General features: G+C 66.2%; 17 protein-coding genes. 7 read left to right on the top strand and 10 right to left on the bottom strand.

Annotated features, from left to right (window positions below):
• Window positions 1-54 precede the first annotated feature (54 nt).
• Together ASF77_RS02065 and ASF77_RS02070 are read left to right on the top strand one after the other, a co-directional pair.
• A complete protein-coding gene (locus ASF77_RS02065; RefSeq protein ID WP_200934121.1) occupies window positions 55-813 on the top strand; it encodes a hypothetical protein in 759 nt (252 codons plus the stop codon).
• 169 nt (window positions 814-982) lie between these two features.
• The gene (locus tag ASF77_RS02070; RefSeq protein ID WP_056333721.1) at window positions 983-3853 is read left to right on the top strand and encodes a bifunctional diguanylate cyclase/phosphodiesterase; all 2871 of its coding nucleotides are present in this window, start codon (window positions 983-985) and stop codon (window positions 3851-3853) included.
• A gap of 132 nt (window positions 3854-3985) precedes the next feature.
• Here the strand turns inward: ASF77_RS02070 and ASF77_RS02075 are convergent, their stop codons facing one another.
• The 5 genes from ASF77_RS02075 to ompR all read right to left on the bottom strand — a co-directional run bounded on the left by ASF77_RS02075 (window position 3986) and on the right by ompR (window position 7983).
• A complete protein-coding gene (locus ASF77_RS02075) occupies window positions 3986-4390 on the bottom strand; it encodes a DUF4124 domain-containing protein (RefSeq protein ID WP_082493599.1) in 405 nt (134 codons plus the stop codon).
• Window positions 4391-4523: 133 nt separating this feature from the next.
• Complete coding sequence (locus tag ASF77_RS02080; protein ID WP_056333728.1) at window positions 4524-4904, bottom strand: RidA family protein; 381 nt, start codon at window positions 4902-4904, stop codon at window positions 4524-4526.
• A complete protein-coding gene (locus ASF77_RS23955) occupies window positions 4904-5881 on the bottom strand; it encodes a threo-3-hydroxy-L-aspartate ammonia-lyase (protein WP_056333731.1) in 978 nt (325 codons plus the stop codon). Before ASF77_RS23955 ends, ASF77_RS02080 begins: the two co-directional genes overlap by 1 nt.
• An 18-nt stretch (window positions 5882-5899) precedes the next feature.
• On the bottom strand, window positions 5900-7234 hold the full coding sequence (locus tag ASF77_RS23960; protein WP_056336200.1) for a sensor histidine kinase: 1335 nt from the start codon (window positions 7232-7234) through the stop codon (window positions 5900-5902).
• Window positions 7235-7281: 47 nt separating this feature from the next.
• On the bottom strand, window positions 7282-7983 hold the full coding sequence (gene ompR / locus ASF77_RS02095; protein WP_229445267.1) for a two-component system response regulator OmpR: 702 nt from the start codon (window positions 7981-7983) through the stop codon (window positions 7282-7284).
• Between the two features lie 262 nt (window positions 7984-8245).
• On the opposite strand from ompR, the gene ASF77_RS02100 reads away from it, so the two are divergent.
• The 3 genes from ASF77_RS02100 to ASF77_RS02110 all read left to right on the top strand — a co-directional run bounded on the left by ASF77_RS02100 (window position 8246) and on the right by ASF77_RS02110 (window position 11352).
• Window positions 8246-8680: a hypothetical protein gene (locus tag ASF77_RS02100; protein ID WP_056333737.1), complete on the top strand. Its 435-nt coding sequence runs from the start codon at window positions 8246-8248 to the stop codon at window positions 8678-8680.
• 205 nt (window positions 8681-8885) lie between these two features.
• A complete protein-coding gene (locus ASF77_RS02105) occupies window positions 8886-10781 on the top strand; it encodes a flagellar assembly protein A (RefSeq protein WP_056333740.1) in 1896 nt (631 codons plus the stop codon).
• A gap of 94 nt (window positions 10782-10875) precedes the next feature.
• On the top strand, window positions 10876-11352 hold the full coding sequence (locus ASF77_RS02110; RefSeq protein WP_056333744.1) for a chemotaxis protein CheW: 477 nt from the start codon (window positions 10876-10878) through the stop codon (window positions 11350-11352).
• Window positions 11353-11453: 101 nt separating this feature from the next.
• Here ASF77_RS02110 and ASF77_RS02115 read toward each other — a convergent pair whose 3' ends face one another.
• Genes ASF77_RS02115 through ASF77_RS02130 form a run of 4 tightly spaced genes read right to left on the bottom strand, consistent with a single transcriptional unit; the run spans window position 11454 to window position 15899 of the window.
• Window positions 11454-13454, bottom strand: coding sequence for an ATP-binding cassette domain-containing protein (locus ASF77_RS02115; RefSeq protein ID WP_056333747.1), 2001 nt, complete (start codon window positions 13452-13454; stop codon window positions 11454-11456).
• An 18-nt stretch (window positions 13455-13472) separates the two neighbouring features.
• Window positions 13473-14363, bottom strand: a complete 891-nt coding sequence (gene prmB, locus ASF77_RS02120; RefSeq protein ID WP_056333752.1) for a 50S ribosomal protein L3 N(5)-glutamine methyltransferase — start codon at window positions 14361-14363, stop codon at window positions 13473-13475.
• A gap of 43 nt (window positions 14364-14406) precedes the next feature.
• The gene (gene dapE / locus ASF77_RS02125; protein ID WP_056333754.1) at window positions 14407-15546 is read right to left on the bottom strand and encodes a succinyl-diaminopimelate desuccinylase; all 1140 of its coding nucleotides are present in this window, start codon (window positions 15544-15546) and stop codon (window positions 14407-14409) included.
• Complete coding sequence (locus tag ASF77_RS02130; RefSeq protein ID WP_056333757.1) at window positions 15543-15899, bottom strand: arsenate reductase; 357 nt, start codon at window positions 15897-15899, stop codon at window positions 15543-15545. Before ASF77_RS02130 ends, dapE begins: the two co-directional genes overlap by 4 nt.
• A gap of 212 nt (window positions 15900-16111) precedes the next feature.
• Between ASF77_RS02130 and ASF77_RS02135 the strand changes: the two genes are divergently transcribed.
• Window positions 16112-17152 carry an OmpA family protein gene (locus ASF77_RS02135; protein WP_082493503.1) on the top strand — a complete coding sequence of 347 codons (1041 nt, stop codon included), beginning with the start codon at window positions 16112-16114 and terminating at the stop codon, window positions 17150-17152.
• Between the two features lie 31 nt (window positions 17153-17183).
• Here the strand turns inward: ASF77_RS02135 and ASF77_RS02140 are convergent, their stop codons facing one another.
• The gene (locus tag ASF77_RS02140) at window positions 17184-17819 is read right to left on the bottom strand and encodes an NAD(P)H-dependent oxidoreductase (RefSeq protein ID WP_056333765.1); all 636 of its coding nucleotides are present in this window, start codon (window positions 17817-17819) and stop codon (window positions 17184-17186) included.
• 96 nt (window positions 17820-17915) lie between these two features.
• Between ASF77_RS02140 and ASF77_RS02145 the strand changes: the two genes are divergently transcribed.
• Complete coding sequence (locus ASF77_RS02145; protein WP_056333768.1) at window positions 17916-18833, top strand: LysR family transcriptional regulator; 918 nt, start codon at window positions 17916-17918, stop codon at window positions 18831-18833.
• The last annotated feature ends 102 nt before the right edge of the window (window positions 18834-18935 follow it).

Consider the following 18935-nt stretch of genomic DNA (forward strand, 5'->3'; position numbering starts at 1 on the left):
TGATAATGGTCAACACAGATGTCGTTAGCCAACTATCAACAAGGAACTCCCGTCATGGAAATGCGCAACCCCGCCGTCCTCTCCGCCACCTTCTCGCGTCCGGAAATGTCCACCGAGCGCCTGCCATTTACCATCCGCCGGGTCGAGACCGAAGATAGCCTGAAGAAAGCCGTGGCCATCCGCCATGCGGCCTATGCGCGCCACGTACCGGAGTTCGCCCGCACCCTGGCCCTGCCGGAAGCCTGCGACTACGAAGAAGACACCGTCGTGCTGCTTGCCGAATCCAAGCTCGACGGCACGGCGCTGGGCACTGCGCGCATCCGCACCAATGTGCACCATCCGCTGCACATCGAGGAATCGGTTGTGTTGCCGCAGTGGCTGCAGGGCCGCGCCCTGGGCGAAGTCGAGCGCCTGGGCGTGGGCGAAGGCCGCATCGGCCGCATGGTGAAGGTGGCGCTGGTGAAGGCCTTCTTCGACTACTTCGAAAAGACCGGCATCGAATACGCGGTGATCGCCGGCCGCGCCCCGGTCGACCGCCAGTACGAACAGCTGATGTTCACGGACGTCTTCGGCGAAAAGGAAATGGTGCCGCTGGCGCACGCGGGCAACATGCCGCACCGCGTGATGGCCTTCGAGATCGCTACCGGCGAGCAGCGCTGGACGGAGGCGAACCACCCGATGCTGAAGTTCTTCCGCCACACGCACCACCCGGACATCGATGTCGGCGTGGCACCGCGCCGTGGTATGGCGGCCACGCCGGCCGCCGTGCGCGCCCTGATTTTGGATCAGCAGGCCCAGCTGGCCGCCGCCTGAGCGAAATATTGCATGACAGCATCACGCGGAGCTTGTATCCTTACGGGGTGAAAACGCGCTGGCAGCAGGCTGGCGTTTTGCCAGCCCGATTGACCAGCCCATGCCCCAGCCGCCCAAGCCTGACCGACAACCGCAATCATCTTCTTTCGACCGCCTCTTGACGGCGGCCATGCGTCTGCTGTCGGTCTATTTGGTGCCGATCGGCGTCGCACTTGTCTCCATCCTGGCGCTGGTGTCCTGGAACAGTCATTACGTCGCCAACGACGACGTCGTCCTGCCGCTGCGCGTGGTCGCCGAGAAGGGCACGCCGCTCACCCCCGAGGCGGCCCTGCGCCAGCTAGCCCGCGTGCCCGGCGTCGAACGCTACGACACCCACCTTTCCGAAGCGCCCGTCTGGTTCAGCCTGCACAGCCACAACCAGGGCGAGGGGCGGCAAGTCATCGAATTCCCTTCGCGCCACGCCATCGAGATCGCCTGCTGGGACGGCGCCACCCTGCAGGCGCTGGGCAGCGCCTCGCACGAGGCCGCCAGCGGCGCGCTGTCGGCGGCCAAGGCCGGCTTCGTGCTGCAGCCGCGCGTCCTGCCGGTCGAAGTGCTGTGCCGCGCGCGCTTCACGGGCCCGGCCCGCGTCAGCGCCGTGCAGTGGCCGGCCGAGGAGATGACGCTCTCGATCCAGCAGTTCCACCGCAAGTCGGGCCTGCTCGACGGCGGCATGATCGTGCTCAGCCTGTTCATCCTGATCACCGCCCTCATCAACCGCCAGTTGCTCTACCTGCAGTTCGCCGTCTGGCTGATCCTGAACCTGCGCGTCGGCGCGATCTCGGCCGGCTGGGACATCCAATGGCTGGGCCAGACGCTGCCCCAGGACTGGCTGGCGCCGAGCCGGGCGATGACGACCGCGCTGTACGGCATCGCGACCATGACCCTCTACATGAAGCTGTTCGGCGCCGACCTCGCCAGCAGCCGCCTGGCCGCGCCGCTGCGCGTGGCCCAGGCGCTATGCCTGTGCCTGCTGCCGATGGCGATCCTGCTGCCGTTCGGGATCTACCTGCCGGTGATGTGGCTGCTGGTGGCGCCGGGCCTGGCGCTGATGACCCTGGGCCTGTTCGGCGTCATGCGCCATACCCAGGCGCGCGTCGCGATGTGGTTCGCCGCCTCGTTTGCCGTCACCTTCCTCTCGACCCTGGCCGAGGTACTGTCGGCCGCGCTGGGCATGCGCGAGATGCTGGGCGTGGTCAACAGCGTCACGGCCGCGCTGGCCTCGAGCCTGCTGGCGGCGCTGGCGGTGGCCGAGCAGATGCGCCTGGAGACCCAGAAGCGCATCGCGGTCCAGGCCGAACTCGAACATGCCTACGAGGCGATGCCGGTCGGCCTGTTCACGCTCGACCTGCAGGGCGCCTTCCTGTCGGCCAATCCGGCCTTGAGCCGCATGCTCGGCTACGAGGTGCTGGCCCAGAACCGCACGCTGTGGCAGCAGTTCTTCGCCGACGCCTCCTGGTTCCACCTGCGCGAACAGGTGCACCAGCAAACCACGACCGAGCTCGAACTCGCCGACCGCACGGGCGAGCGCCGCTTCCTGGTGCGCGCGACGCTGGCGCATGGCCGCATCGAGGGCGTGCTGGAAGACATCACCGAAAAGACCAAGGCCACCGAGCAGCTGCAGTTCATGGCCAACAACGATCCGCTGACCCGCGTCTACAACCGGCGCGGCATCGAGAAGATGTTCGAGGGCGCGGCCACTTCGCTCGCGGCCGGCAAGCCGATGGCGATCGCGTATATCGACCTCGACCGCTTCAAACTGATCAATGACCTGTTCGGCCACGGCGCCGGCGACGAGGTGCTCAAGCAGGTGTGCGAGCGCATGGCCATGATGCTGGCCGGCGGTCAGCAGATCGGCCGCGTCGGCGGCGACGAATTCGTGATCGTCATGCCCGACACCGCCATCCCGCTGGCGTCGCTGATCTGCCGCGGCATCGTCGAGCGCATCGGCGGCACGCCATATCGGGTGGGCGACAAGGCCTTCCATGTGCGCGGCTCGGTCGGCCTGATCGAAGTCTCGAGCGGCATGCCGATGCGCGACGCGATCTCGGCCGCCGACCGCGCCTGCCGCGAAGCCAAGGACGCCAGTGACGGCCTGGTCGTCTACGAGCGCAACGCCTCCGCCTTCCACGAGCGCGAGGCCGAGCTGAACCTCGTCGCCAAATTGCAGGGGCCGAGCGCGACCGAGGGCCTGTTCATCGAGATGCAGCCGATCATGTCGCTGAAGAACCCGCACGACTCGCTCAACTTCGAGGTGCTGCTGCGCATGCGCGGCCCGGACGGGCGCATCATGCCGGCCGGCCCGCTGATCGGCGCGGCCGAGAAATGCGGCCGCGCGGGCATGATCGACCGCTGGGTGCTGAGTACGACTCTGGGCTGGATCGCCGACAATATCGGGCGCCTGCCGAACACCCGTTTCGTCTGCATGAACTTGTCCGGCGCCTCGCTCAACGACGAGCGTTTTGTCGCCGACACGCTGGAGATCCTGGCGCGCCACGTGCATGTGGCGGGCCGCCTGTGCATGGAGATCACGGAGAGCGTCGCCCTGCACGACCTCGACAACACGCGCCGCTTCATCGACCAGGTGCGCAACTTCGGCGTCAAGGTCGCGCTGGACGACTTCGGCGCCGGCTATACCTCCTTCTCCTACCTGAAGGAACTGCCGGCCGACGTGCTGAAAATCGACGGCAACTTCATCGTCAACATCAACGCCCATCCGGCCAACGTCGCCATCGTCGAGGCCATCGTCAGCCTGGCGGTGAACCTCGGCATGAAGACGATCGCCGAGTGGGCGGAAGACGCGGCCACGGTGCAGACCCTGGCCGAGATCGGCGTCGATTACGTCCAGGGCTGGGCCGTGGCGCGCTCGCAGCCGCCGGAACGCCTCCTCACCGCCGCCTCGGCGGCCAGCTTCATCACCGATCCGGAATTGCTGGAGATGCTGCCGAACCTTGGCAAGGGCGCGGCGCTGGATTTGCAGGGGTTTATGCGGCTGTACTGACGGGTACGCGCTCCGAGCGTGCGTACGCGTGGACGGTATCCCGTCCACGCATTCAACGAACACATTCCAAAGAGCCGGCGCGTGGGAGCACTGCTTACCGCACGCGTGGACGGCACAGCCGTCCACGCTACATTACTGGATCGTCGCCAGCGTCGGCCGCGCTGTGCGGTCGGCATCGATCAACAGCAACTGGGCACGCGCCGCCTTCAGGGTAGCGACGTCGCGCGCCAGCGGGCGGTCGCGCTGCGGAACGCGGGGACGCCAGTTCTGCTGGTGCAGCATGGCCGGCGGCGCCTCGTAGCGCTGGACGGCGACCGGCTGCGCCTCCACGGGCACAGGCTCGCTGTCGACTGCCTGCGCGGGCGCGGCGTTGCTCACCAGGCGCGTGGCCCGGGTGCCGCTGGCGCAGGGCTGGTCGGTCAGGGTCACATGGCCGCCGGCGTCGACGCATTTCAGGATGTCGGAACCCGCCAGCACGGCGGGGGTGGCGGCTGCGGCCGCCAGGACAAGGCTCAGCTGGGCTGCTAGGCGCTTCATGGCACGCTCCATCGATTCGATGGAACCATTGTCCCGGCCGAGGCTGTCTCAGTATGTTCGGTGCTTCACGGTGCGCGGACATTGTCAAAAAAACCACGCATGAGCTCACTCAGCCTTTCATTCAGCCTTTCACTCAGCCGCTCAGGGGCCGCTGGGCGACCAGCTGGAGCTCGACCAGGAAGCCGTAGTGCAGCGCCGGCACCGGCACCACCGCGCGCGCCGGTTTATGCGCGCCGAACACGCGCGCATACAGGGCGTTAAAGGCTGGCCAGTGCTCGACGCCGGCCAGGTAGGCCGTGCACTGCACGACGTCGCTGAAACCGCAGCCGGCCGCGCGCAGCACCTGTTCGCATTGCGCGAACACGGAATCGCACTGGGCCTCGAAGGAGGCGTCTGCGGCGACGCTGTCGCGCGCCGGCAGGATCCCCGACACCCACACCAGGCCGCCGGCCGCCACCGCCTGCGAATAATGCCCCGCGGGCGGCGGCAGTTCGCTCGACTGGATGAATTCCATCAGGCCACCAGTTGGGCGAAGCGGGACAGGTCGACGTTGCCGCCGCTGATCAGGATGCCGACGCGTTTTCCGGCTACCGGCACCACGCCGCACAGGGCCGCTGCGGCGCCCAGGCAGCCGGTCGGCTCGACCACCATCTTCATGCGCTCGGCGAAGAACTTCATGGTCTCGACCAGTTGCGCGTCGGTGACCGTGACGATGTCGTCGACGCGGCGCCGGATCACCTCGAAATTGTGTTCGCCCACATGCGTCACCATCGCGCCATCGGCGATCGTCTTCGGTACGCCGATGTGGACGATCTCTCCCTTGCGCAGCGACTGTTGGCCATCGTTGCCGGCTTCCGGCTCGACGCCGATCACCTTGCAATCCGGAGATAAACTGCTGGCCGCCAGCGCGCAGCCGGCCAGCAGGCCGCCGCCGCCGAGTGGCACCAAGAGCATGTTGAGCGGGCCGGCCTCTTCGAACAGCTCCTTCGCCGCTGTGCCCTGGCCGCAGATCACGTCCGGATGGTCGTAGGGCGGAATCAGGGTCATGCCGCGCTCGTTCGCCAGGCGGGCCGCGATCTCCTCGCGGTTCTCGGTATAGCGATCGTAGAACAGGACTTCGCCGCCGTACTCTTTCGTCGCCTGGACTTTCAGGGCCGGCGCGTCGCTCGGCATGATGATAGTGGCCTTGATGCCGGCCAGGCGCGCCGAGAGGGCGATCGCCTGGGCATGGTTCCCCGACGAGAAGGTCAATACGCCGGCCGCGCGCTGGGCTTCGGTGAAGCGCGCGATCGCGTTATAGGCGCCGCGGAACTTGAAGGCGCCCATGCGCTGGTAGTTCTCGCACTTGAAGAAGAGCTGTGCCTTGGCGCGCGCGTCGGCGGTGGTGGAGGTCAGCACCGGCGTGCGGTGGGCGGCGCCTTGGAGGCGCGCGGCGGCCTGTTCGACGTCGCTATAGGTGAGGGTGGCGCTAGGTGTCACGATATCGGTCATGGAATCGAGGGATGAGAATTAAGGAGCGAGCGGCAGCGCCAGCTGCACCAGCAGGCCGCCGCCGTCGCGGTTACGCACGGTCAGTTCGGCGTTGTGACGGGTGACGACGCGTTCGACGATGGCCAGGCCCAGGCCCGCGCCGTTGGCCTGGCCGCGCGCCGTGTCGAGCCGCGTGAATGGTTTCAGGAGCTGGTTGATCTGGTCGTCCGGTACGCCGGGGCCGTGATCGGCGATCTCGACCACCGCACGCCGGCCCTGGGGCGTGGCGCGCACGTGGCAGGCGAAATCGAGCTGGGTGTAGTCCTCGCCGGGCGTGCGCGCATAGCGGCGCGCGTTCTCGACGACGTTGTTGATCACGCGGCGCAGATCCGTCTCGTTGCCGAGCACGCGCACGCCGTCTTCCAGGTCGGTGGTCACGCGCATGCCGGGCAGGCGCGTCGCGTGCTGGGCGCAGTCGGCCAGCAGGTGCGAGATCTCGACCTCGATGAAGCTGGCGGCCTCGGTCGGCTTGGCGTAGTCGAGGAACTGGCCGATGATGGCGTCCATCTGCGCGATATCCGATTGCATGCCTTCGCGCGCGTCGGTCGACAGGTTCGCCATTTCGAGTTCGAGCTGCATGCGCGCCAGCGGCGTGCGCAGGTCGTGCGAGATGCCGGCCAAAATCACGGCGCGGTCCTTTTCCACCTGCGCCAGGTCTTCGACCATCTGGTTGAAGCTGCGGTTCGCCTCGATGATCTCCTTCGAGCCTTTTTCCGGTAGCGGGGTGGGGCGCTCGCCCTTGGCAATGGCCCGCGCCGCAGCCGTCAGGCGCGCCAGCGGCAGGTTGATCAGGCTCGAGATGAAGGCGGCGCCCAGCAGGGACAGCACGCCCACCACGCTGGCCCAGCCCAGCCACTGGATGCGCGTCAGGCCGGCGATGCGTTCGCGTTCGAGCATCAGCCAGTACTGGTCGTCTTCGATGTTAAAGCTGATCCAGAAGCCCGCCATGCCGTTTACGCGGCTGGAAAAGCGGGTCTGGGCGCCGAGTTTTTCGCGCACGGCGGCGGCGATCTCGGGCATCAGGGGATTGGCCGGCGGCGGGTCGACCACGTCGGTGTCTTCGAGCGTGAAAATGCGCACGCCCTCGTTGGACACCAGTTCGAACATCAGTTCGCGCCGCAGTTCCGGCGCCGAGTGGGTCAGCGCCGCTTTCGTCAGCGTGACCACCGAGACCACCAGTTCCGCCGTCTGCTGCACCTGCGGGCCGCGCTGGAACACGTTGAGCATGCCGATCCATGAACCCATGGACAGGGTCGTGAGCAGCGACAGCAGGAAGAAGGTGCGCCAGAACAGGCCGCTCCTGGCCCAGCCCATGCGCTTGGCGCGCGCCGGGAGGAAGGATGCAAGCGACGATGCGAACACTAGCGCGGCTGGCCTTCCGGAATGAAGACATAACCCAGGCCCCAGACGGTCTGGATGTAGAGCGGGCTCGATGGATCCGGTTCGATCAATTTGCGCAGGCGCGAGATCTGCACGTCGAGCGAGCGGTCGAAGACTTCGTACTCGCGCCCGCGCGCCAGTTCCATCAGCTTCTCGCGCGAGAGCGGCTGGCGCGCATGGCGCGCGAACACCTTCAGCACCGAGAATTCGCCGGTGGTGAGGGGCACGGTCTCGCCGTTTTTCTTGAGGGTGCGCGTGCCCAGATCGAGCACGAACTGGCCGAACTCGAAGCTTTGCGGGGTTTCCGAGGGCGCACCCGGGATTTCGTCGGGGCCTTTACGGCGCAGGACGGCGCCGATGCGGGCCACCAGTTCGCGCGGATTGAACGGCTTGGGCAGGTAGTCGTCGGCGCCCATCTCGAGACCGACGATGCGGTCGACGTCTTCGCCCTTGGCGGTCAGCATGATGATCGGCGTCTGGTCGCCGGCGCCGCGCAGGCGGCGGCAGATCGACAGGCCGTCTTCGCCGGGCAGCATCAAGTCCAGTACCAGCAGGTCGTAGCGCTCGCGCAGCCACAGCTTGTTCATCGCCGGCGCGCTTTCGGCGGTGACGACCTGGAAGCCTTGCTCGGTGAGATAGCGGCGCAGCAGGTCGCGCAGGCGCACGTCGTCGTCGACGACCATGATCTTGGCGCTATGGCCGCCGGTGGCGCCGGCGCCGGCGTTATTCGGGGTAGTGGAGGCAGAATTCATATGCTGTCAATTTGTCAGATTCATATCGCTATGGTAACTTCTGTCCGCGCCGTTTTGGGCTTTACAGACAGGTCATTACATTGTGTTACAAACTTTACCCAATTAGGCTTATACCCCGGCGCAGTTCCACATACACTGGCTACCAATGAAGTACAGCTTATCCGTTTATACAGCACCACGGAAGAGGAACACCATGACAAACGCGCTCGACAAAACCAATGCAGCAGCCCAGGCCAAGGGCCGGCTCGCCCGCCTGGCGCGCCATGGTGTGGCCGTGTGCCTGCTCGCCTGTGCCGGCATCGGCGCCGCCCAGGCACAATACCATGGCCGCCGCGACGATGCGCAGCTGCCGCAGCCGCCGAATGCCCGTGCCGAACGCCTGCCGGTGCCCAGCCCGCACATCGAACAGCCGCGCGAACAGCGCCTGTACGAACAGCAGCGCGACCAGCAACGCGAGCAGCAGCGCATCTACGACGAACAGCGGCGCCAGTCCGTGCAGATGCAGAGCGAAGGCAACCGCGAAGGCGGCCGCCGCGCCGGGCGCCTGACGCCGGACGAGCGGCGCGACCTGCGCCGCCAGATCAACGAAGCGGGTGCGGACATCTATCCGAACGCGCAGCGGCGCTGATCCCCAGTCCATCGAAACGGAGCCGGGCATGTCCCGGCTTTTTCTTTGGTTACCGATCGCCACCGCGCCGTCCATCGTCATTTTTAATGACGATTCTCACTAATTGTTGCCAAAGTTTATTTATTTACGTCTAACAACATGGTAGGCTGATGCGTTGACCCTTGGCGCTTTGTCAAGCGTGCAATCCAACTCCTGGAGTGCGAACGTGTCCGATACCGCTGTTGCCAATCCCGTTGCGCCTGCCGTCCGTTTCGATTCGAACGGCCCCGAGCACTGCATCGTGCGCCGGCCCGACGGCGTCTACGCCGACCCGGCCGTGCTGGGAACGACCGTGCTGGCCGCCATCGACGGCATCTTCCGCTCCGGCAGCATCCTCAGCGGGATCGATTATTCGGTATTGATCAAGGCGATCTACGACAGCGGCCCGGCGCTGCCGAACGGGCCCGACGGCCGGCCGCTGGTGCGCCTGGCGAACGACATCGTTCCCTTCAACCTCCAGCGCCGCAGCCTGTACCGTTCGGTGCGCATCGCCGGCGGCGAGGCCGAATATTGCTTCGAACCGGTCTTCCTCGCCGGGCCCGACGGCAGCGGCGAGATCGCGACCCGCCTCGACCTCGACGAATTCGTGGCCGACATGTGGATGAAAGGGATCCGCTTCGGCATCGATGTGGCCACCGTGCGCGCCGGGATCGCCAATCCGAGCCTGGGCCGCAGCGTCGTGGCGCGCCGGCTCGAGCCGCAGGCCGGCATTGACGCCAGCGTGGTCGAAGTGTCGGAAGACATCCACCGCAGCGACGCGCCGCGCCAGCTCTCGAACGGCAAGCTCGACCTGATGTCCTTCCAGAACCGCTTCCCGCAAGTGCAGGGCGGCACCCGGCTGCTGCAAAAGCTGCCGAGCAAGGTCGGCAAGCCGGGTTTCGAGTTGTCCGGCATCCGCATCGAGCCGAGCGCGCCGGCCGACCTCGATTTCTCGGCCTATGCGGGCGAGGGCACCAGTATCGACAGGAGCGCCGCCGGGGACTACCTGGTCGCCGCGCGCACCGGTTTCCTGAACGTCGATTCCAGAACGCGCCGGATTGCAGTGGGCGACAAGATCGTCAGCCGCGACGGCGTCAGCGCCAAGACCACCGGCAACCTGCAGCTGACCGGCGACTACGAGGAATTCGGCGACGTCCAGGAAAAGCGCGTCATCGAAGGCAACGGCATCACGGTGCACGGCAACGTGTACGGCGAGATCGTCTCGCGCGGCGGCATGGTGCGTCTGCGCGCCAACCTGGTGGGCGGCAGCGCCCACAACAAGCGCGGCGACATCCAGGTCGACGGCGTGACGGCCAACGCGATCCTGCAGGCCACGGCCGGCACGGTGACGCTGCAACGCGCCGAGAACTGCGTGGTGTCGGGCACGCGGGTGCGCATCGAGCAGGCTCTCAATTGCGAGATCATCGCCGACGACATCTCGATCGGCAGCGCCGAAGGCTGCGCACTGGCCGCTCGCCGCATCAGCATCGACAGCACCGCGCCCTGGCATGCCAGCGAGATGCTGGTCTACCTGATGGCGCCCGATTGCAGCCGCATCGACGAGGTGCTGGGGCAGATCGGCGCGCGCCTGATGCAGTTCGACGCCGCCATCAACGGCCACAAGACTGAACTGGCGCACCTGTGCGCCCAGCCCGCGGTGCGCAAATACCTGGAAATCGCCGGCCGCGTGCGCAGCGGCGAGACGCTCCTGACCCCGCCCCAGGCCCAGCAGTTCAAGCTGATGGGGCAGGCCGTGGCGGCCGACCTCACGCGCATCGGCGAAGTGTCGAACGCGCGCAAGGCCGCCGAGGCCGAAAAGGCCGAGGGCCAGGCGCTGTTCGATCGGTTCACCGCCCAGCGCCGGGAACGCGCCGCCGGCAGCGAATTGACGCTGCGCCAGCTAAAGGGCGACACGCAGGTGCGCCAGCTGCCCTTCGATCCGGACGGCGCCCCTTTCTACGACCAGGCCGCGCGCGACATCAAGGCGCGCCTGCGCGGCAATGCCGGCACGCCGCTGCACAGCGGCGCCAGTGGCAGCTATGCCTGGGGCGGTAGCGATGCCAGTCTCGGCTTGTCAGCCTGAGCCTGTAATAATGGCGTAAGGAAATGTTGACTGCACTCAACGGGTGCAGAGCCGGTGAAACGTAGCATGGTGGCTGTTACCGAAAGGATCCATCATGCACAAAGACATCGCGGCAATCCGCCCGGCGGGCAATCAGTTCCTGAGTTTCAAGCTCGGCGGCCTCGAATACGGGCTCGACTTCAGCAAGGTGCAGGAACTGCGCATCCTGCGCTCGCTCGAACGCTTCGCCACCGACGGCGCCATCGTCGAAGGCGTGGCCGTCTCGCGCGGCGTGATCATGCCGATCGTTGACATGCGCGCCGCCTTTTGCGGCCACCCGGTGGCGACCACGCCGACGACCGACGTCATCATCCTGAAACTGTCGACCTGCGTGATGGGGATGGTGGTCGACGGCGTCACCGACGTGGTGACGCTGGAACCGGCGCAGATTTCGCCGATTCCGGGCACCGACGGCGGGACGATCGATTACCTGATCGGACTGGGCGCGAGCGAGGGGAGGCGGCTGATCCTGGTGGACATCGATCGCCTGATGTCGATTAACAAGAGCGCAACGGCGCGCCAGGTGGCTTGACGCTTTATCGATGCATGCGCGGGTGGTGGGCACGGGGCGCCCACCCTACAGCACAAGTCGCGATCCGGTCGTTGTAGGGTGGGCGCCCCGAGCCCACCAATCTACGCCGCCAGGCCTTCCAGCTGCTCCTGCAACTCCAGCCACTCGTTTTCCAGCGTGCCCAGGTCGCGCGCGCAGAAGGCCTGGTCGGCGACCAGGGTCTTCAACTCTTCCTTCTTGTCGGCATCGTAGATCGACGGCTCCAGCAGGCGCGCGTCGATGTCGGCCTTCTTCGCGTTCAGCTTGGCCATCTGCTCCTCGACCCGCTTGAGGCGGTTCTCGATCGGCTTTTTGAGGGCGGCCACGCGCTGGCGTTCCTCGGCGCCGAGACGCTTCTGTTCCTTGCGGTCGCCGGCCGGCGCCGCGGGCACGGCGACGGGTGCGGCCACCGGCGCAGCGACAGGGGCCGGGGCGGCTTTCGCGCCGGGCAGGGCGTCGGTGCCTTTTCCGAGCTTGGTCTTGAACAGCCAGTCCTTGTAGTCGTCCAGGTCGCCGTCGAAAGGCTGCAGGCGGCCGTCGGCGACGATGATGAACTGGTCGGTGGTCGCGCGCAGCAGGTGGCGATCGTGGGAGACGACGACCAGCGTGCCCTCGAACTGCGCCAGCGCCATGGTCAGCGCCTCGCGCGTTTCCAGATCCAGGTGGTTGGTCGGTTCATCGAGCAGCAGCAGATTCGGACGCTGCCAGACGATCAGGGCCAGCGCCAGGCGTGCCTTTTCGCCGCCGGAGAAGGGCGCGATCGGGCTGGTGACCATGGTGCCGGGGAAGTTGAAGCTGCCCAGGAAGTTGCGCAGCTCCTGCTCGCGCACCGTCGGCGCGATCTTCGCCAGGTGCCACAGCGGCGACTCGTCGTGGCGCAGCATCTCGACCTGGTGCTGGGCAAAATAGCCGATCGACAGGCCTCTACCCAGGGTCGCGTTGCCCGTCAGCGGCGCCAGTTCGCCGGCGATGGTTTTGATCAGCGTCGATTTGCCGGCGCCGTTCACGCCCAGCAGGCCGATGCGCTGGCCGATCTGCAGCGAGAAGTTGATGTGCTTGACGATGGTCTTGGCGCCGACCTTGTCGCCATGGCCGTCGAGGATCGGGTAGCCGGCGTCCACCGCTTCCATCACCAGCAGCGGGTTCGGCGCGGCCAGCGGCTCGCGGAATTCGAAGGAGAATTCGGCGGCCGCGCGCAGCGGCGCCAGTTCTTCCATCTTCGCCAGCGCCTTCATGCGGCTCTGGGCCTGGCGCGCCTTGCTGGCCTTGGCCTTGAAGCGGTCGATGAAGGACTCGAGGTGGGCCCGTGCGCGCGCCTGCTTTTCCATGGCGCTGGCGGCCAGCACCATCGCCGCGGCGCGCTGGCGCTCGAAGGACGAATAATTGCCCGAGTAGCGCTTCAGCTTGCGCTCGTCGATGTGCACCACCACGTTGACGATCTCGTCGAGGAAGTCGCGGTCGTGGGAGATGATGACCAGGGTGCCCGGATAGCGTTTCAGCCAGTCTTCCAGCCAGATGATCGCATCGAGATCCAGGTGGTTGGTCGGTTCGTCGAGCAGCAGCAGGTCGGAAGGACACATCAGCGCTTGCGCCAGGTTCAGGCGCATGCGCCAGCCGCCCGAGAAGCTCGCCACCGGCTGCTGCATCTGGTCGAGCGTGAAGCCCAGGCCCAGCAGCAGCTGTTCGGCGCGCGACTGCACCGTGTAGGCGTCGGCATCCATCAGGGCGCCGTGCACGTTGCCCATCTCGATGCCGTTGTCGTGCGTGTGCGGCGCCGCTTCCAGCGCTTCCAGTTCGGCCTGCAGGCGGCGCAGGGTGACGTCGCCGTCGATCGCGTATTCCAGCGCCGGGCGATCCAGCGCCGGCGTCTCCTGCGCCACATAGGCCATGCGCCACTTGGCGGGGAAATCGATCTCGCCCTGGTCGGCATGCAGTTCGCCGCGCAGCATGGCGAACAGGCTGGATTTGCCGGCGCCGTTCGCGCCGATCAGGCCGATCTTGTCGCCGGGGTTCAGGGTCAGGTCGGCGTTTTCCAGCAGCGGCTTTATGCCGCGCATCAGGCTGACGTTCAGGAAGCGGATCATGCGTAGTCTTTACTTTGTTTAGGCGTTTTGCAGCTGCTCGGCGGTGAGCAGGAACACCGCCTCGTCCCCGGCGCTCGTGGTGAGCCAGGTCAGGCCCAGGTGGCCGAAGGCGGCTTCGGCGTATTCGGCCTCGTTGCCGATCTCGACGACCAGAATGCCTTCCGGCGTCAGGCGCTCAGCGGCGCCGGCCACGATCTTGCGCACCAAATCCATGCCGTCCGCGCCGCCATGCAGGGCGATCTGCGGTTCGCGCAGGTATTCCGGCGGCAGCTTGCTCATCGAGTCGGCGTTGACGTACGGCGGATTGGTGACGATCAGGTCGTATTTTTTAAACGGGACGTTCTCGTACAGGTCGGACTCAATCGGATTCACGCGGCCTTCCAGCTTGTAGTCGCGGATGTTACGCTCGGCGACAGCGAGGGCGTCCTTCGAGATGTCGACCGCGTCGACCACCGCGTTCTGGTAGACGTCGGCCATCATGATCGCCAGACAGCCCGAACCCGTGCACAGTTCCAGCACGTTCTCCACTTCGAACGGGTTGCTCACCCACGGGCTGAAGAAGTTCGGGATCAGCTCGGCGATGAAGGAACGCGGCACCAGCACGCGCTCGTCGACATAGAAGGCATAGGTGCCAAGCCAGGCTTCGTTGGTGATGTAGGCGGCCGGCACGCGTTCCACGGTGCGGCGCTCGATCACGGACAGCACCTGCAGCACTTCTTCCGGCAACAGCTTCGCATCCAGGAAGGGGTCGAGCCGGTCGAGCGGCAGCTTCAGGGTATGCAGGACGAGATACGCGGCCTCGTCGTAGGCTTCCGCGCTGCCGTGGCCGAAGAACAGCTTGGCGGCGTTGAAGCGGGTGACGGCGTAGCGCAGCAAATCGCGCGGGGTGCTGAAAGTGGTCGTGGTCATGGCGTGTCCTCGCGTTCCGGGCTCTGGTTGTGCTTTGGGTTGATCAAGCGGCCAGCAGATTCTCCAGCGTGCGGCGGTAGATGTTTTTCAGTGGATCGATGAAGCGCAGTTCGACGTGTTCGTCGATCTTGTGGATGCTGGCGTTTGGTGGGCCGCATTCTATCACCTGGGGGCAGATGCGGGCGATGAAGCGCCCATCCGAGGTGCCGCCCGTGGTCGACAGTTCGGTCGCCACGCCGGTCTCGTGTTTGATGGCGCTGCACACTGCATCCGACAGCGTGCCCTTGGGGGTGAGGAAGGGCAGGCCGGACAAGGTCCACTCCAGGTCGTACTCGAGACCGTGGTGGTCGAGGATGGCGTGCACGCGCGCTTCCAGCCCTTCGGCCGTGCTCGCGGTCGAGAAGCGGAAGTTGAATTCCAGCGTCAGCTGGCCCGGGATGACGTTGTTGGCGCCGGTGCCGGCATGGATGTTCGACACCTGCCACGAGGTCGGCGCATAGTATTCATTGCCTTCGTCCCAGACCTCGGCCGCCAGTTCCGCCAGCGCCGGCGCGGCCTGGTGGATCGGGTTGCGCGCCAGGTGCGGATAGGCGATGTGGCCCTGCACGCCCTTGATGACAAGGACGCCCGAGAGCGAACCGCGGCGGCCGTTCTTGATCATGTCGCCCAGGATGTGGGCCGAGGTGGGCTCGCCTACCAGGCAGTAGTCAAGGGTGACGCCGCGTTCTTCCAGCAGGTCGCAGACGATCGCCGTGCCGTCGACCGCCGGGCCTTCCTCGTCGCTCGTGATCAGGAAGGCGATCGAGCCCTTGTGGTCGGGATGGCTGGCGACGAACTCCTCGCAGGCGACCACCATCGCCGCGATCGAGGTCTTCATGTCGGCCGCGCCGCGGCCATAGAGCTTGCCGTCGCGGACGGTCGGCGTGAACGGCTCCGACGACCATTGCTGCACGGGGCCGGTCGGCACCACGTCGGTGTGGCCGGCGAACACGAACACCGGCGACGCGGTGCCCTTGCGCGCCCACAGGTTGGTGACGCCGTTCGACTCGATGCGCTCGCAAACGAAGCCGAGCGGCGCGAGCAGTTCGGACAGGCGCTGCTGGCAGCCTTTGTCGTTCGGCGTGATCGAATCGAGCGCGATCAGTTCGGCCGCGAGCTCCTGGGTGCGCGAGGTCTTGATCATGCGGCCCCCGTCAGTCGGGCATAGGCATCCGGGCTGAAACCGACGGACAGCGCGCCGTCGCCTTCCAATACGGGACGCTTGATGACCGAGGTATGTTCCAGCATCAGCTCCAGTGCCGAGGCCTTGTCGACCACAAGCGCCTTGCGCTCGTCCGGCAGATTGCGCCAGGTCATGCCCTTGCGGTTGACCAGGGTTTCCCAGTCGAGTTCCGCGAGCCAGCGCGCCGCCGTCTCGCGGCTCAGGCCTTGCTTCTTGAAGTCGTGGAAAACGAAGTCGTGGCCGTTCTCAAGGAGCCAGGTGCGGGCCTTCTTGACGGTGTCGCAATTGGGAATACCGTAGAGCGTCTTTTTCATGGGCGTAAATAATGTTCGGCAAAAGAGTTGCCGGGAGCGCGGTGGTTCGGGGAGGGCGAGAGGATAGCATATGCGCATCCTGGTCGGAGATGTCGCACAGGGCAGTTCAGGATCGGGGCAGGGCAGCGGTGACTATGTGTGAGTTTATCAAGCTTGTAATAAGATAAACTTGCCGATCACCTTAAATCGCAGGCCCTGCAAGGAACCCATTGATGACTACAAGCACCAATATCACAGCAGCGGTACTCGTTGCACTTGTCCTGTTAAGCGCCTGCAAGCGCAAGGAGGCCGCACCGGCGGAACCGACCCCGGCGCCGCCTGCCGCTTCGGAGCCGGCTGTGCCGCCCGCGTTGGCGGCTGCGCCAGCCGCCGTCGCGCCATTCGATTTGCAAAGCGTGCCCGTCTCGAGTGCCAAGCTGCCGCCATTCCCCTACGTCGAGCGCCCGAAGGACATGGAGGGCTACCACAACGAGGAACAGCAGTTCGACCGGATCTACGTCATCGCCGGCAAGGAACTGCGCCCCGTCGAAGGCCATTACCAGCAGCGCTGGTTCCCGCCGCGCGCGGCCAAGATGTCGCTGCTGGAGGCTTACCGCAACTACGACAATGCGTTTCGCGCGCTCGGTGCGGTTCGCGTGGACACGGCAAATCCTGCCGATCCGGCTTTCATCGAACAGAACGGCGGCAAGGAAGCCTTGCTGAAGCGGCTGCGGCTGCCGAACCTGCCGCGCGAACTGCCGGGGGATGTGCCCGCCTACGCGCAATACCTGCTGCGTACGCCGGACACGAACGTATGGCTGAGTTTTTCCGTCTTCGACGACGGCAACAACGTCAGCCTGATGACGGTGGAAGAAAAGGCGATGCAGCAGAGCGTTGCCTTCGTCAAGGCCGACGAGATGGCGAGCGCGCTCGGCAAGGACGGACATATCGCCCTGTACCTGAACTTCGACACGGACAGCGACGCCATCCGCGCCGACAGCAAGCCCGTCGTCGAGGAAATCGCCCGACTGCTGCGCACCGATCCGCAGCTCAAGCTGAAAGTGGAAGGCCATACCGACAGCTCCGGCGACGCTGCACACAACCGCGAACTGTCGCGCCAGCGCGCGGCATCGGTGGTGCGCGCCGTCACCGGCCTGGGCATCGACGGCAGCCGCCTGCAGGCCATCGGCGTGGGTGCGGACAAGCCGCTGGCCGATAACGCCAGCGAGGAAGGGCGCGGGCGCAACCGGCGGGTGGAACTGGTCAAGGCCTGACCCGTGCCAGCCGGTTGCGGCAGGATTGGAATCAGTCGATCTCGCTCACGAACTGCCCGAGCGGGCGGCGCACCTTCGGCAGGTTGACCAGCCAATCCTGCTCGGCCTTGCGGTAACCCAGCGGCAGCATGACCGCGCTGCGCAGGCCGCGCTCGCCCAGGTTCAGGATGCGGTCGACGGCGGCCGGATCGAAGCCTTCCATCGGCGTGCAATCGACTTCCTCGAAGGCAGCCGCGATGACCGCCGCACTGAAGCCGATATAGGCCTGGCGCGCAGCGTGCTCGAAGTTCACCTGGGCGCCGCGGCCCGGGTAGGTCGCCAGCAATTGCTGGCGGTAGGCTTCCCAGCCTTCGTTGCGGAAGCCGCGCACTTCGTTGGTGAGGTCGAACATGTGGTTGATGCGTTCGGGCGTGTAGTCGTCCCAGGCGGCGAACACCAGCAGGTGCGAGGCGTCGACGACTTGCGCCTGGTTCCAGGCGACTTCGCGGATCTCGGCGCGCAGCGCCGGATTGTTCACGATCAGGATTTCATACGGCTGCAGACCGGACGAGGTCGGCGCCAGGCGCGCCGCTTCGATGATGCGGTCGAGCTTATCCTGCGGCACCTTGCGCGTCGGCTCCATCGCCTTGGTGGCATAGCGCCATTTCAGTTTGTCGAGCAATTCCATGGAAAGTCCTTTCGATTAAAGATGCATTATTGTATTTTTTCTCGGCAGATTGATAAACTACGATTCTGGCAAATGATTTGTTCTTGAGGGAGCAAGATGGGGCGGAAGTTCGATCACCTGGCCGACGTCGAGGTGTTTCTCAGCGTCGTCGAGCACGGTTCGTTCAGCGCGGCCGCGGTCGTGCTGTCGACCACGCCGTCGGTGCTGAGCCGGGCCGTGTCGCGGCTTGAGGCGCGGCTCGGCGCACAACTCTTGCGCCGGACGACGCGCAGCCTTAGCCTCACCGATGCCGGCCAGCGCTACGCCGACGAGGCACGCGACGCCTTCGCCCGGCTCGGTCAGGCCGAGCAGGCCATGCGCAGCACGACGGCGCAACTGAGCGGCAAGGTACGCATGAGCGTGTCCACCGGATACGGCCTGCAGCGCCTGCCGCCGGTGCTGGCCGCCTATGCGCGCGCCTATCCGCTGGTCGAGCTGGACGTCGACATCACCAACCGCAACGTCGATCTGGTGGCCGAGGGCTTCGACCTGGCGATCTGCTCCGGCCCGCTGCCGAGCAGCACGATGGCGTCGCGCCACCTGGAAGCCTCGCCGCTGTGCCTGCTGGCCGCCCCGGCTTACCTGGAGACGGCCGAACCGCTCGCGACGCTGGACGACCTGGCGCGCCAGCAGTGCATCGCCTTCGTCCGGCCCAACACCGGGAGGGTATTTTCCTGGCAGCTGCGCGACGGCGAGCGCGACATCGACTGGATCCCCCCGGCATCAGTGACGGTGTCGAGCGATGCGATGGGCGTCATTTGGCTGGCCGAGCAGGGCATGGGCATCGCACTGTGTCCGCGCCTGTTCGCAGAAGCCAGCCTGGCGGCGGGGCGGCTGGTGGAGGTGCTGCCGCAGCTGGGTGGACGGACGCGCCCGTTCTCGGTCGTCTATCCGGCCCACCGCGGCTTGTCGGCCGCGGCGCGGGCGCTGATCGACATGCTGGTGGCGGCGCGGGACGGGGCAGGCCGCACGTAGCGCACCGGCACGCAAGAGAGGCAGGATCTGCGGAACCATGTCGCCGACGGCGTAGGCCGGCAAACAGTCGTTGACACGAATACAGTTTTGACAGAAGGTGCA

The sequence above is a fragment of the Massilia sp. Leaf139 genome (assembly GCF_001424165.1).
Taxonomy (GTDB): Bacteria; Pseudomonadota; Gammaproteobacteria; order Burkholderiales; family Burkholderiaceae_D; genus Telluria.